Raw genomic sequence first — 14,918 nt, forward strand, 5'->3', positions numbered from 1 at the left:
TCATAGGCGGCGAGGGTATTCGTTCAAATACGCTTGCTCACCTCTTTCGCTGACTTTTGGCCGCTCATGAATGATTCGAATTCCTCACTGGCGATCGAGACGACCTTGAAATCGCTGTTCAGCTTTTTTCCAGCCCCGTCCAGAAGCTTTTGAATAGCCTGGGGGCTTTCTTCCACTGACTTAGCATCCGTCTTTCCTTTCGGCACCGGAAGCAAACCTTCGTTATTTTTTGACCGACTTCCTTGAGATTTTTCTCTGTGATGCCTTTGTTTATTGGGAAGCATAGCAATTCCGGGGAACTTTGCATGTCCACGGACAACAAAAACTTAACGAACTCCCAAGCTTCCCGCTGTGCCTTGGACTTGCTGTTTATTCCGAGTATGAAAGGGGATATGAACTGGCCGCCAAGAAGATATCCACTGACTCAACTCAACCCCAAAGAGCTCCTGTAAGAAATCACCAATTACAACCTCCTTCTCACGGTCAACACATATATCTAGGTATAAATTTTCGATTTTCTCAATCTTTAGCTTCAATTTATCGACGTAATGATCTATGAACTTTGCATAAATCACCTAACTAGGAATAACATCAAGTCTACTCATTCAGCATTGTATCTAATAACCATCTGGAACTGTTCCCAACTGGACCAAGGAGCACCATGGGTCGTTGAAACGAGCACAATAGATTGAATTCTAGTCGTTAGCCAGCCCCGTACCCCAGGTTTACGGATGCATCGAGAGTTCCCCACTCCCCCCTCATGGTCGTTCCCCTAAAAAATTAAATAGGACAATGAAAATCCCAATTTTCGTTGTCCTAAGATATTTCCAAACTCATGAACCAGTCTAATTTCTCAACCTCTCACTTACTAATACTACTTTTCTAAAAGTCTTTGTCCTTTCTTATCAAACGTTCCTTCAAGTGTCCAATATAAATCTGATCTGGATCATCTGGATTGTATTTCTTGAGGACGGCCTTATTAACCGAATCAATTTCTCTAGCAAAATCATAAGCATTTAAATAAAATCCAAAAGTACGTTTCACAGCCGGTAATATCGCAGCAATATTCCTTTAGCATCGGCATAGCCTAAAGACTCCAATTCCTTTAATACTTCCTGAATATATGGCTTATCCATCATATGTTTAACCATTTAGCTACCTCTATCTCAAAAGTGAATGTCCCAATAAAAACAAATCAAACAGCTTATCTCTTCGCCTTATAAAACTCATGATACAGCTTCATTAGTGCCCGCTTCTCTATCCGCGACACATAACTCCGCGAGATCCCTAATTCCTTAGCAATCTCCCGCTGCGTCCGCTCATCCCCGCCATGCTCCAACCCAAATCGACCGATAACGACTTACTTCTCCCGATCATCGAGTATATCCAGATTCTTATAAATTTTCGATTTTTCAATCTTCAACTGAACCTTATCCACGATATCATCAGCCTCAGTACCGAGGATATCAATCAACGTAATCTCGTTGCCTTCCTTGTCCGTGCCAATCGGATCATGCAAAGAAACGTCCTTCCGCGTCTTCCTTAAAGACCGAAGGTGCATAAGTATTTCATTCTCAATACAACGAGCCGCAAATGTCGCTAGCTTCGTTCCTTTTCCGGTTTGGAACTTTCGATAGCCTTGATGAGTCCAATCGTGCCGATCGAAATTAGATCCTCAAGATCCTCACCTGTATTGTCGAATTTTTTGACGTTGTGGACACAACCCGATGTAGAAGTCCTTATTCGGTCCATATTTGGAAAAGTTGCGGGATGAAACTCATTTCACCGTACATCTATGCACCTATGATAATGGGGAGTCGATCTGCCTTGAAAAGATCGAAGGTTTTGGCTCCGTCCGGTTTCTATCCTATGTTGGCGAACGGAAACCTCTGAATGTGTCGGCCTGCGGCAAAGCAATCGCAGCCTTCTTGCCTGAACATGAATTGCAAAAGTTGTTTGCCAAGGGACTGGTCTCCTTGACAGACAACTCGATTTCCTCGGAATCCGCGTTCCGTGAACATCTGAAGCAAATTCGGGAATACGGGTACTCTATTGACGACGAAGAGGGAGAATTGGGCGTCAGATGCGTGGGCACTCCTATCTTCAGAGATAACCAGCAAATATTCGGGGCTATCAGCATATCTACCCTGAAAGGAAATTTGCCAATGCAGAAAGTGGCTGAATATGGCGATAAATTGATGGGAACGGCCAAAATTTTATCCGGTTTTCTCGGATCGAAAACCTGATTAATCCGTTTTAGGCGCACAAAAAAGCTCTAAATCCACATCAAAAATGGATTTAGAGCTTCTTTCATGTTCATGCAAGCGGTCATTAACTATTTACTGCACTGGCAACTTGACTATTCTCACTTTGATGACCAAGATTCCAGCAACTGGTTTGCCAAGGATTCCAGCTTCTGCTTCGCTTCCTCCGTCACATGCCTCTGCATCGACCGATTATTCAAGTGCTTCAGGAAGTCTGCCAGATGTTTAGCTGCCTGTGAGTGTCGTCCACCTGACAAGTGATGTTCCACCTGATTCAGCCGGTTCGTCAATTGCTTAACTAGCGGTCCGCTCACATCGCCTGAGATGACGTACGCTTGCAACTGATTGCTCAACGTATCTACAGTGGGTGTTGGAATCGGCGAGTCGGATACTGTAATGATGCTAGTCGCCTGGTAACCGCTATCGACTGTTGTTACTGTAATTATAGCGGTACCTTGAGCAATCGCCGTAACAACCCCATTCTCATCCACCGCAGCTACATCGGGATTTGAACTGCTCCACTTCACGCTCTTGTCAGTCGCATCGGCAGGTTCCACGGTTGCGATAAGCTGGACGGTAGAGCTTTCGGAATCGGTATACAACTGCACACTGGTCTTGTCCAGACTCACGCCAGTGACTTGACGCTGCGGTTGGTAGCCCGCAACAGTCAGCTCCACATGAGGACTCGCCTTATGCGTATCCGTCGCGGAGTATCGGACCCAATACGTGCCAGGCGCCAAATTCGCAATGTCATCGCCCTCTACGCGAGACCATAAGCCCCCATTATCGGAAGACCATTCCATGGCGGCGTTCACGCCGGTGATCCGACCGTCATTGGCACCTTCGGCTGTTTCATCGACTGTTCCAAGCCCCTCAGGTGCAATCTTCGCTCCTCCGATAACCATGACTTTGAAATCATCGAAATCAATGGAAGCGTTGGCGTAACCGTCGACGCCAAAGAGCTGTCCGGTCAGCTTATTGCCGCCTGTATGACGGAAGACGTAGTTCTCGGCTATCGGAGTAGGATCATCGTTTAAATAGACGGTATACGTTTTGGCATCCCAGTTGGCTTCCATCCTGAACTTATACCATGTGCCATTGTAATTAAAGTCTTTGACTTTATGCTTGGTAGGTCCGGATTGCACGATAATTTTCCCCAGATCAAAGGCCGTGACCATAGAATAATTATCCGTTCCGCTGTCGTTTCTCACCATTGCGCCATTCGCGTACTGGAAGCTGCTGTTCAATCTGGCGCGATATTCGATGATGATGCGCTGATCTCCTGTAGCCGTCACCTCGTCCAGATAAAGAAGGAACAAGTTGGCTTTGCCCGGAGTAGCAGCGGTGGTCAATCGAAGGAATTTATTCCCGTCTTCCTCTAACACAGTGGCGGTAGCGCCATTCGTCAGCTCTCTGACCATAATCCCGAAAGGAAACTTGCCCGTCTCATCGCCGGAGAAATCCCGGTAAGCGTTGTAGAACACGCCATCCTGCGTACTGTTGAGCGAACCTAACAAAGCGGCTTCCGCTTCGGCAAGTGAAGTTCGCATCTGGTTAAATTGCTCTTCCGTCAGATTGCCGTCTGCAGACAACGCCTCTGCCTGAAGCAGCGCAGCCAAGAGCGTATTGTATGCGGCAAGACTATAAGTACCGAGGCTTTCGCCCAGAGGGTATGAGAAACTGTCCAGCCTACCGCGAATTTCATTCACAATACCATCAAGACCCCAGTCTGGAACAACTTCTACGGAAGCGCTCGCAGGAAAATCCTCGCCATTCAGAGTCAATAGGACTGGTATCTGTACGATGCCAAGCGAGTTGAAATGAATACCTTCCAGCTTCCAGCTGATCCCGGCTGTGTACTCCTCCCCATTATAGATGACGTTAACAACGCCGGGCAGTCTAGGTATCACTCCCGAAGGGGTCTTGACTTGAGAAACAACTTGCGGAACCTGGGATGGTTCAGGCGTTACCGTCAAGTTGAATGCGGATTCCTTGCCGCCGTATACAGCTTTAATCACCGTATCCCCGGGCTTGGTGTCATATACCTGACCGGTGGTCGTAACCTTAGCCACGTCGGGGTTGCTGCTGAAGTACTCAACGACAGCATCAGCCGTCACATCCTGTTCCTCATAGGTGTTGTAACGTGCCGTGATCTGCAGTTGTCCTGTCAGTCCGCTGGTCAGGACGTCGTTCAATCCGCTAATCGCAACGGACTGCACGGACCTGGGTTCAGCGGCAACATAAACAGCGGCCGTAGCCATTTGCCCGTTATAGGTTGCGGTTATCGTGGCACTGCCCGCCTTAAGCCCCTTGATCACCGTTCCCTCAATCGTTTCTTCAACAATGGCGACCTCTGTATTGGAGGAACTGAAGGAAACTCCACTGCCTGCAAGAGAATGGGTCGTACCTGTGATCGTATACACGGGCAAGCTGCGACTCTCCCCCAGTCCCAGCGTGTACCCCGGAGAATCGAATAATAGTTCGGAGCCTGCTTCAAGCCTGAACAGATCCAGACTGTCCATCTCGACAAGACCGCCGCCGCCCGAGAAGCGGATCGTATTGTCATCTTGTTCAAGATAGATTTTCGCCGTAGAGACTCCCCAGCGATTCCAGCCGGAATAGACGGTGTTCAGTCTAGCTCCGGGACTGCCGTTGACCGACATGATTTGGGAAGCGTCCCCCCCGCTCGATGAACCATTGGCACTGCGAACGGACATCATATAGAATCCTGCATCCGGCACGTTAACCGTATACTGGATATGATCGCCGGCATTTTGGATATTAGCGATCTTCATCCCGCCCGATGCGCTGCTTTCCCGCCGTACGGCAGGGCCGATTGCACTGGCGGGTTCTTTCCCCAGCACGGCAGTCTCCGCCTCATAGCGTTGACGTACCGGCTCTCCCGAAGGTATCGCAATCGGTATGTTCGGGTCGACGGGTTCTCCCAAGTTCGGTGTTCCGTCAGCGTTCCAGGAAAATTTCTGTGCGCGAACATTGCGAGTCCACCCTGATCCCGGCCAGCGGGCGGCATGGTAGATAATCCAGTCCTCGCTGCCGTCGGGCGAGGTCACCAGACTGTGGTGACCCGGACCATAAACGCCGTTAGCGCTAGAGAAGATTGGCTCGTCATGCTTAACCCAAGACTCGGGATCCATCAGATCGGCGCCAATATGTGCCGTAATCAACCCGAGACAATAACTGTCTGTCCAGCTTCCGTTGGCGGAATAGACCAGATTGATGATGTCGCCCTTTATCGTCACTTGCGGTCCCTCATTGATCCTGCCCGGGGACGATTCCCAATCATATTCAGGCGTCGAGAGCAATACCCGTTCCGAGCTGATCGTCCATGGATTGCTCATCTTCGCAATATATAAATTTTGAAAGCTTCCGTCCGTATCCTCCCAACCTGACCAGATGAAATAGTGTTCATCATTTACAGTCAGCACAGTTCCGTCAATAGCCCAGCGGTCGCTGGAATCGGTAATTTTACCTTTGAACTCCCAAGTTCCGGTCATCGGGTTCTCATTGGCGTTTTCCAGCACGTACATGCGGTGGTTAGCATTGGTTCCGTTATCGGCCGCGAAGTAAATATACCATTTGTAAGCGCCATCTGTATCTTTGAGATAATGCATCTCCGGCGCCCAGATATTAGAGCTGTACATGGTATCCTTGACCGGCGACCAGGTCAGTCTCCTCTCGCCCGCTTCAAGGCCGCTGATGGTCTTCGCTCTGCGGATCATGACACCACTGGCGTTGACAAAGGAGTTGTAGTAATAGCCGTCCGTGTGCTTGTACACCCAAGGGTCGGCGCCTACCTGCATAATAACATTGTAGAAATTAGACACTTCCAATCCCCCTTCGGTCGATGCCGGTATCGACACTGGCGAATCCGGCATGGATGCCTCAGCCGCAACCGCTCCAATTCCTTGTGGCAGCATCAATAACACCGCAAGGCAAAGCAAAAGATGCCTGAAACTGTTTTTGAACATTTATAATCCTCCTCGCACTATAATAGATTTGGACACTATAATAGATTTGGAGTCCATATAAGAGTCACGGGCCAACCATCTGCTTGCGGTATTCTTTGGGGGAGACTCCTGCTATCCTGTTGAACATATGCGTGAAGTAATTGGAGTCGTTGAAGCCGGTAGCCTCGGCAATTTCGAATATTTTCATATCTGTGCTTTTCAATAGAAGCTTCGCCTTCTGTACGCGCAGCTTCTGAATATAGCCGATTACACCTTCCCCGGTTTCCTTTTTAAACAGTTTGCTGAAGTAGCTGGGGTTGAGATGGACATGAGCCGCCACCTCAGCCAAGCCGCATACCCCCATGTATGATTCTTCAATAAACCGGATGGCCTGCTTGACCGGATTATCATTCTTGCTGGCAAGCCAGGTATTGTGAGACTGCAGAAATTCATCGATATATCCCTGCAGCCATGTCGCTATATCCTCCGACGTCACACATTGGTAGACAACATCCCACTCTATGGAACGCACGGTCATTTGCCATTCGGGGAACTGAACCTGCACCAGCCGGAGAATAGCGGCAACCAGCAGCAGCGCTTCGATCTTGGCGGCTTGCGGGGGCAACCGGCTGATCCGAACGGCTTGTTCCTGCAGTTCCTGACCCAGGCGGCTGTTATCCTCCGACATCAGCCAGGTTATAATTTCCCTCTCCTTCTCGTAAAGCGCCGTCTGGTTGAGCAATGATTCACCGGCGGAACTGTGATCACGCCTCCCCTCGTTGCAATATCGTCTGTAGCCCTGGTACAATTCCTTCGTGGTAGCACATAGCCCTTGTTCGCTGCATTCAAGAGTCAGTCCCAAATAATGATGAACCGAATCGGCGAGTATCTGCTGCCATGAGGGGAACATATCCGATCGGGAAGAACTCCGATCCACCAATAAGGCCCACTCCGATGCGTTCAAGGGAAACAGGCGAAAACTGCCGGGAAACCATCTAATCAAGTGCTCACCGGCAATATTGGCGAAAGCGAACTGCAACAGCGGTACATCTTGGTCGGAATAATGCTTCTCCGTGGGGAAAAAGGTAGGAATACGGAGAATGTGCAGTTCGCATTGCTTCATCCGCTTCAGCAAAGCCTCCACCTCTTCGCCGTTGCAGGGCAAGCCCATAATAGCCGAGCGCAGCTCGCTGTCTTCATGCTGACTTCTCCAGCCTTCCACCGAGAGCTGGGTCTGGCTTTCTTGAATCAACTGTACATAAATCCGATCAAGTACGCTTAATATATCCGATTCTACACAAGGCTTGGTGATAAAGTCCTGCACGCCGAACTTGACGGCGGACTGGGCATACGAGAAATCCTTGAATCCGGTTACAATTACAATCTTCGTCATCCAGCCGCGGCTTCTGATTTCTTCTGTCAGCTGCAATCCATCTATATGGGGCATCCGAATATCGGTCAGCAAGAGATCCGGGACACTTTGCTCCATCATGTACAAGGCGTCCCGACCATTAGTCGCTTCTCCCGTCACTACCCAGTCGGCAGGTCGCTTCCCCGCCAGCTTCAGCAGTCCCTTGCGGAAGTTGGGCTGATCCTCGGCAATAAACAGCTTGCCCTTCATCTATCCCCCTCCTCATGACTCCCCGGTGTCCCGGATTTAATAGGAAGCGTCATGTGAATAACTGTTCCGTTCCCTTTACTGCTGGTAATCTTCACTCCATATGCGGAGCCGTATACCAGCTGAATGCGCCGAAGCACGCTTTTGTAGCCGATCCCTAGTTTATTGCCGTCCTGCAGCACATCCTCCACCTCTGTCAAGGTTCTCAAGGTTTCTTTATCCATACCGCATCCGTTATCAGCCACCTCGATATGAAGCGCCTCATCTAATAGAAACGCTTTGATCCGCAGCACCCGGTCTTGATCCATATCACGGAAAGCGTGTACAAACACATTCTCCACCACCGGCAGCAGAAGGGATCGCATCATCCTCAGATTCAGCAAGGACTCATCAGCTTGAATAATCGTTTCAATCTCGCCGGTGAATAGTTCCGTCTGGATCTTGATGTAATTGCGGATCTGATTCAACTCTTCGCCAAGAGTCGTATCCGTCTGGACAGGTTTAAGGGAATACTTCAACATCTCCGAGATGGCGTGGATCAGAAGCGCCGTCTCCTCCTGATCGTTGCTGTACAGCTTCCAATACAGCTCATTGAACAGGTTGTGCAGATAATGAGGGTTCAGCTGTGCCTGGATGGCCTTCAGTTCCGATTCCGTCTGGCTGATCTGAGCCAGATATACCTTGTTGATCAGTTCGCTCACTTGCTCCGCCATGTTGTTGAAGCTATCTCCGATGTACCCCAGCTCGTCGCCGGAATTCACCTTGACACGAACCGTGAAATCGCCGGAACGCAACATCCGCAACCCCTGCATCAGATGGCCTAGAGGAGACAGAAACGTCCGGGTCGAAATCGTAATCAGCAGTGCACTGAGCAGGATGATACCGATTCCAGCGAATACCAATATTCGGATAATGTCTTTATTTCTCCTCTGTATCTCCTGCAAGGAAGCTCCTCCGTATAAGGTAAAGCCTGCCGGTATCAACTCGTGTCGGACGAACAGATAGGTGATGCCATCCATTTCGACATGCTGGGGATAACTTTCCTGTGACAGTTGCAAGAGCTGCTCCGCCTCGCTCTGGTCGGTATTGGAGTAGAGCATGCCGCCCATAGGTTCCAGCAGCAATAACTTGCCTCTGCCGTTATGCATAAGTTCCCGCAGCACCTTGGATACCAGATTTTCCTCTATCACCATCACCATAGTGCCGTACGGGATCAGCTTCTCATTGAGCATCCGTCTGGCAGCAATCAGAACGGTTCTGCGTCCGTTCGGATCAATGGCGCTGACCGCCTCGGCCCGGCTCCAAACCATATTCCCTCTATGAGGCTCAAGCTTTTCCATCAGTCTGGTCAAGTCATTCGTTCCCGGTTCTCCCGACGCACCGGTTTTGGAGAGAACCGTCAGTTCCCCCTTCTCATTGTACAGAAACACGGAACTGATGGACGGGGCATCCACCAGCAGCATATTCAACTGTTCTTCCACGTATTTGCGGTTCTTGAATTGAGTGTAGGAATCGCTTTCATAAACAATGTTCTCTTTAAGAAAGCGTTCAATGGACGGATTCAGGGTAATAGATAGGGATACCCGGTTGATTTCCTGGAAGGACATCTCCAGTCTGTTCAATGCCTGTTCGGTGGCGATGGAGAACTGCTTGCTAATTTCGTCCTCCATTAATTGGATATTCGATTGATAAACCATCCAACCTGCCAAGGCAAAGGAAAGTGTTACCATACACGAGAGCAGGACGATCAGCTTGATCTTGAAGCTGCCCTTTATTTTTCCGGCTATATACCCCAGACAGCTCTTCGGATGCAGTCGGCTCCCTCCTCGAGTTTCATATTATATTTATATTATTTTAAAGCCTCATACAAGGCAATAAGAGCAAGGGATTGTCCGTATGCCATCGGCATGATCGTGATGTTCTTATAATGGTCGCTATCCATTCCCATACCGGTTCCAGCCGACACATTCAGCACGGTTCCATCCTCGCTAATATTTTGACATACCGCCTGGATAGCCTTGTTCGCAACAGCCTCATAGGAGGAATCCAGAATACCGATTTTCATGCCTTTCAGGATACCCGCGCCAATGGCAGCCGACCCGGATACCTCTTCATAGCTGGCGGGGTCGCGCAGTACGGTGTGCCAGAGACCGGAAGCCGCTTGAAGCGGAACCATGGCATTGACCTGCGCCTTGTACGTATCAATCAGAAATTCCCGAACGCCCGGATTAATCGTATTCTGGCAAGTTTCCAGGTAATCGACGAGACCGTAGGTGAACCAAGAATTGCCACGACACCAGAAGATGCTGCCGAAATTATCATTACGCTCGAAACTCCAGCCGTGGAAGAACAGTCCGCTATGTTTGTCGTACAAGTACTTGATATGAAGCAGAATCTGATGAACGGCTTCCTGTTCCCATTCCGGTCGATTGAATTTGCGCCCGGCTTGGTTCAGGAACAGAACCGCCATAAAGAGCGTATCAATCCATAACTGCCCATTGTGCAAGTGAACTCCATCCCGATTGCCAATGGCCGTGACTGTATGCTGAAAGCCGCCTTCTTTCGTTTTGGGCAGCTCATGAATAAGCCAGTTCGCATGATCTTGGCATAACTGTTCCAGTTGGTTGGATGTCTCCAGTCGATCCAGAAGATGAACCAAAGCCAGATAGGGAGCTGTCGTATTAATATTTTTGGACGGCAGACCCACCTCCAGATTGCGGGAATACCATCCTTGAAAAAACTCTATATAACGGCTATCACGGTAATATTCTTGCAGCTTGTATAAACCATAAAGACCGACACCCTGAGGCCAGTCCCATTCTTCTATTCCGAAATCTCGTTGGACGATCCCTTTTCTTGTATCGGCTTGATCCACGGTTTTATCCTTTTCATAATCGCTGCCGCCCAGATTCATAAGCCTGTCCACTACCCGCGATATTTTTTGAAGCAGTATTTCATTGGTCACTATTCATCTACTCCTTCTCATATACAACGTGCCGAAAGCAAACCTAGCTCGATCATGTCCGAACTAGGCTCGCATTCATCCTATATTCCAGATCCCGCACCCCTTGCTAGTGCTGGGAGCGAACCAGCTCCAGGATATCCTTGCCAAGGAAAGCGATCTCCATGTTTTCCTTATACCAATTGTTCATAAATTCCTCAATCTGCTTGCCGCCGCCTTTCTCCCAGGCAGCTTTCGCATCTGCAATCGCCTGCTCAGCTGTATATTGAGCACCTCCAATAATGCCTTTGGTATAGATGTCCTGGATTTCTTTGTCGATATTGGTGTTGATCACCACCAGCTCGCTCGGCAGAGAAGGCATATGCTCATAGTGGCTTAACGCAGGATATTGAGCTTCGGGATTAAGCAGAAACTCGTCTGCTTTATTCAACATCTCCAGTCCGGCCTTCTGGTCAGGATCGTTCACGTCGAACGCAGTGGTGGAAATCAGAAGCGGATTCTCAGGGATCGAATAGAACATGGAATAGTCCATGGCCCAGTCCAGTTCCTTGACGTTCTTCTCAGGATCGATAACCTTTGGAAAACCGTCCTCGCCTTCTCTCCAATGCTCTCCCTCAATTCCTTTCTTCAGAATCAGAGCGTTCTCCGGCTTGATGATGAAATTAATATATTCCATGGCGGCCTTGGGGTCTTTGGCCGCAGCATTGATCACCGTGGTCATTTGAACCGGATTAACCACATGATGAACGAATTGCCCCATGGAAGATCTGGGCTGCTCCATCGGCGCTATCTCCGCCTCCGGAACAACCTTGCGGAGCGTTTGAATGTCCGTTACCGTATTCTCAAACCAGTTAGTGATAGCAGGGGGAAGGAACACGCCTATTTTACCGTTCAGATAATCCTGCTTGGCTTTAGCTCCATTCTTATCCGCGAGATAATCCTTATCGATAAGTCCTTCTTCAAATAATGTCTTCTTAAATTTAAGGGACTCCAGTGTGTTATCCCAGGTTCTAACAATTTTATCATCATCGGAGATTTTCCATCCATACGAGCCAAACATCGAATCCACCATGCCGCCCGAGGTGTAGCTCATATTGGTTCCATAAGTATCCTTCTTCCCATTACCGTCAGGATCCTGCTCCACGAATGCTCTCAGAACATCAAGCAATTCGTCGGTCGTTCTCGGAACCTCCAGATTGAGCTTTTTCAGCCAATCCATTCGGATAAAGGCTACACTCTGCAGATGAGGCTCATTAATTTTACCGATTTCGTACAGCTTGCCGTCCGGCTTAGTGCCTACTTTGCGAAGCTGGGGGTACTTCTCCAACAACTTCTGGTATTCAGGCGCATATTGCAAATAATCGTCCAGAGGCAATAATTGCTTCTGCTGATACAGGGAATTCCGGAACCCCGTATCGAAATCATTGACAATATCCGGCGCACTGCCCGATGCGAACATCACATTCAGCTTTCTAACCGACTCTGCCCGTGCCACCGGCACAAACTTGACCGTAACAGGAGAACGCTCATTAATCCACTTGGTCCAACGGTTCTCCTCAACCGTTCCCTCCGCTGCGGGAATATTTCCCCTGTCATAGTTGGAGACGGTAATTGTAGCTTTTTTTTCGCTCTTCCCCTTTGAACCTGTTTCCGCTTGGCTGCAACCGACTGCCCCTGCTGCCATAACTGCGGACAGCCCCAGTGCCAACGCGAACTTCATTCTTGGTGTGAATGTTTGTCCAAACATGTGGAATCCCCCTCAATTTATAATGAATTTCCTTGTTGCCGCTAACCCTTAATAGAGCCAAGCATAATGCCTTTGACAAAATATTTTTGCAGGAAGGGGTATACCGCCAGCATGGGCACGACCATCACCACAACCCCTACCGCTTTCAGTTTTTCGGATACCATTTCCTGCTGCTGCATCATATCCATGGCCGCCATGTTGAAGTTTCCCTGAATTTGCAGCATCCCCTGAACGACAACGGTTAGATTCTGCAAACTCGTCTCATTAATGTAAAGAATGACGCTCATAAACATATTCCAGTAGCCAACCCCGTAAAATAACGTCAGCGTAGCCAGCATAGGAAGAGACAAGGGGAGTATAATGCGCATGAGCAGTCGAACCTCGCCGCAGCCATCAATCTGGGCGGATTCGGCCACTTCTCCCGGAACGCTCTCAAAATAGCTTTTCATAATTAACATATTATAGGTGCTGACTAGCCCGGCAAACCAAAGGGCCCAATACGTATTGATTAAATGCAGGCTATTCATGACCAGGTATGTCGGGATCATGCCTCCGCCGAAGAGCATGGTGAATAATGCAGCCATTGTGATCGGCTTGCGGGCGTAGAGGTACCGTCGGGATAAAGGATAGGCCGTCAGCACCGTGGCCAACATGCTCAAGATCGTTCCTCCCAAGGTAATGATCACGCTGTTGGTAAAGGCGCGCAAGGCTGGCGTATTCTCGAAAAAGTAGTTGTAAACGGTGAAATCAAGTCCCACCGGCCAGAACAAGACCTGTCCCAGATCAACCGCATGCCCTGAGCTTACGGACAACGCAAGCAGATGCAAAAAAGGCAAGATGCAGGTGAGCGATATGAGAATCAAAATGATATGAATAAAGGTTACAAATGATTTACCGCCTATGGATTCCCTCAAGCGCAGCCTCCTTTCTTCAGAATAATCCCTGATCGAATTTACGGGCCAATACATTGGCCGACAAAACTAGCACCAGTCCAACAAAAGACTCAAACAACCCCATAGCTGTGGTCAGACTAAATTGAGCCTGTTGCAGCCCCACCTTATATACATAGGTGCTGATAACCTCCGCCTTCTCCAATACAGTAGGATTTTGTAAATTGTAAACTTGATCGAATCCTACTTCCATCAGACGACCTACTCCCAGAATCAGCAGAAGAATAATCGTAGGGCGGATGCCCGGCAGGGTAATATGCCAAATCTGTCTCAGCTTCCCTGCTCCATCCATCCCCGCGGATTCGTACAAACTGGGGTCAATGCTGGAGAGAGCGGCGAGGTAAATAATAGCACTGAAGCCCATCTCCTTCCACATGCCGGAGCCGATAAAGATGGCGATCCATGAGTCCGCTCGGTACAGGAAAGGCACCGGCTCCCATCCCCATTGACCCAGCAGCTTGTTAACGGTACCGCCTTCGATGGAGAACAGGGTCAGGACAATGCCTGCAACGATAACCCAGGACAAAAAATGAGGCAAATAAATAACCGTTTGAATCCAGCGCTTTAGCCAAGTCTTCCGCACCTCATTCAAGGCAATCGCGATAATAATCGGCGCAGGAAACCCGAACACCAGATTCAGAACACTTAAGGTAAGGGTGTTCCAGATAATCTGCAATGTAACGTTAGACTGAAATAAAACCTCAAAATATTTCCACCCCACCCACGGACTTGACCATATGCCATCGTGAAAATTGTAGTCCTTGAAGGCAATCACAAGACCGCCCATAGGCGCATAGCGGAAGATCAGATAATAAAGCACCCCCGGTATAAGCATGGCAAACAACGGAATATTTTGCCGAAACCGCTTTGTCTGGTAGAAAGCCTCTTTGGCTGCAGGCGCTTGATCCGTTCCTACGGCAGCAGGCGTTACTTTCATGGCTCCCCCTCTTTCTTACTGAACATTTTGTTTAAAATATAAGAATGTATAAGTTTCACTCTTATACCGCTTATATTTTTCGAAGATGCGATAGTTATAATATACTGCTTGTTCGCCAGTGCCAGCCTTAAATATCTTGAGGTCTTTCTGTGCGATTTTTGTTTCTCCTTAGGCATGTAATGATTACTCAGAGGCTGTCTGCTGCTTATCGAGAGGTTGAGCAATGCCGGGAATGGCTGACAGCCACGAGTTATGAAAGCGCATTCATAATTTCCCGCCCCTAAGAAGCCTACGATTGTTATTATCGTAAGCCTCGCTGTTTTCCCATTGTCTCATTCTTCCCCTTTTGCGTTATTGTCGTTATGCTGGATCATCATTTGAAAGAACTTCAGGACGGCCTGAAGCTCCGATTCCGAAAAGTCGTCCATCGAATCGATAAACCGGTTCTCGATGATGACATGCATCATCGCAT

10 protein-coding genes and 1 pseudogene are annotated in these 14,918 nt (G+C 48.8%); 1 reads left to right on the forward strand and 10 read right to left on the reverse strand.

Annotated features, from left to right (window positions below):
* Positions 1-23 precede the first annotated feature (23 nt).
* Both HI950_RS29555 and sigK read right to left on the reverse strand, forming a co-directional pair.
* A complete protein-coding gene (locus tag HI950_RS29555; protein ID WP_169089273.1) occupies positions 24-206 on the reverse strand; it encodes a hypothetical protein in 183 nt (60 codons plus the stop codon).
* A 998-nt stretch (positions 207-1,204) separates the two neighbouring features.
* Positions 1,205-1,752: pseudogene (sigK, locus tag HI950_RS29560) on the reverse strand (RNA polymerase sporulation sigma factor SigK).
* Positions 1,753-1,754: 2 nt separating this feature from the next.
* On the opposite strand from sigK, the gene HI950_RS29565 reads away from it, so the two are divergent.
* A complete protein-coding gene (locus HI950_RS29565; protein WP_486187810.1) occupies positions 1,755-2,246 on the forward strand; it encodes an IclR family transcriptional regulator in 492 nt (163 codons plus the stop codon).
* Between the two features lie 119 nt (positions 2,247-2,365).
* Here the strand turns inward: HI950_RS29565 and HI950_RS29570 are convergent, their stop codons facing one another.
* The 8 genes from HI950_RS29570 to HI950_RS36545 all read right to left on the reverse strand — a co-directional run bounded on the left by HI950_RS29570 (position 2,366) and on the right by HI950_RS36545 (position 14,913).
* The gene (locus HI950_RS29570) at positions 2,366-6,253 is read right to left on the reverse strand and encodes a family 43 glycosylhydrolase (protein WP_187768190.1); all 3,888 of its coding nucleotides are present in this window, start codon (positions 6,251-6,253) and stop codon (positions 2,366-2,368) included.
* 64 nt (positions 6,254-6,317) lie between these two features.
* Entirely contained in the window at positions 6,318-7,853 is a 1,536-nt protein-coding gene (locus tag HI950_RS29575) for a response regulator transcription factor (protein WP_169089267.1), read from the reverse strand.
* Positions 7,850-9,547 (reverse strand): cache domain-containing sensor histidine kinase, encoded by a 1,698-nt coding sequence (locus tag HI950_RS29580; RefSeq protein ID WP_223285586.1) that lies wholly within the window; start codon positions 9,545-9,547, stop codon positions 7,850-7,852. The genes HI950_RS29575 and HI950_RS29580 overlap by 4 nt, the downstream gene beginning before the upstream one ends.
* 152 nt (positions 9,548-9,699) lie before the next feature.
* Positions 9,700-10,815 (reverse strand): glycoside hydrolase family 88/105 protein, encoded by a 1,116-nt coding sequence (locus HI950_RS29585; protein WP_317618472.1) that lies wholly within the window; start codon positions 10,813-10,815, stop codon positions 9,700-9,702.
* A gap of 106 nt (positions 10,816-10,921) precedes the next feature.
* Entirely contained in the window at positions 10,922-12,559 is a 1,638-nt protein-coding gene (locus HI950_RS29590; protein WP_169089263.1) for an extracellular solute-binding protein, read from the reverse strand.
* A 41-nt stretch (positions 12,560-12,600) separates the two neighbouring features.
* Entirely contained in the window at positions 12,601-13,473 is an 873-nt protein-coding gene (locus HI950_RS29595; protein ID WP_223285587.1) for a carbohydrate ABC transporter permease, read from the reverse strand.
* 16 nt (positions 13,474-13,489) lie between these two features.
* Positions 13,490-14,446 (reverse strand): ABC transporter permease, encoded by a 957-nt coding sequence (locus tag HI950_RS29600; protein ID WP_169089259.1) that lies wholly within the window; start codon positions 14,444-14,446, stop codon positions 13,490-13,492.
* A 332-nt stretch (positions 14,447-14,778) separates the two neighbouring features.
* A complete protein-coding gene (locus HI950_RS36545; RefSeq protein ID WP_262985738.1) occupies positions 14,779-14,913 on the reverse strand; it encodes a hypothetical protein in 135 nt (44 codons plus the stop codon).
* Between the last annotated feature and the right edge of the window lie 5 nt (positions 14,914-14,918).

The sequence above is a fragment of the Paenibacillus sp. PL91 genome, from assembly GCF_012935325.2.
GTDB lineage: Bacteria > Bacillota > Bacilli > Paenibacillales > Paenibacillaceae > Pristimantibacillus.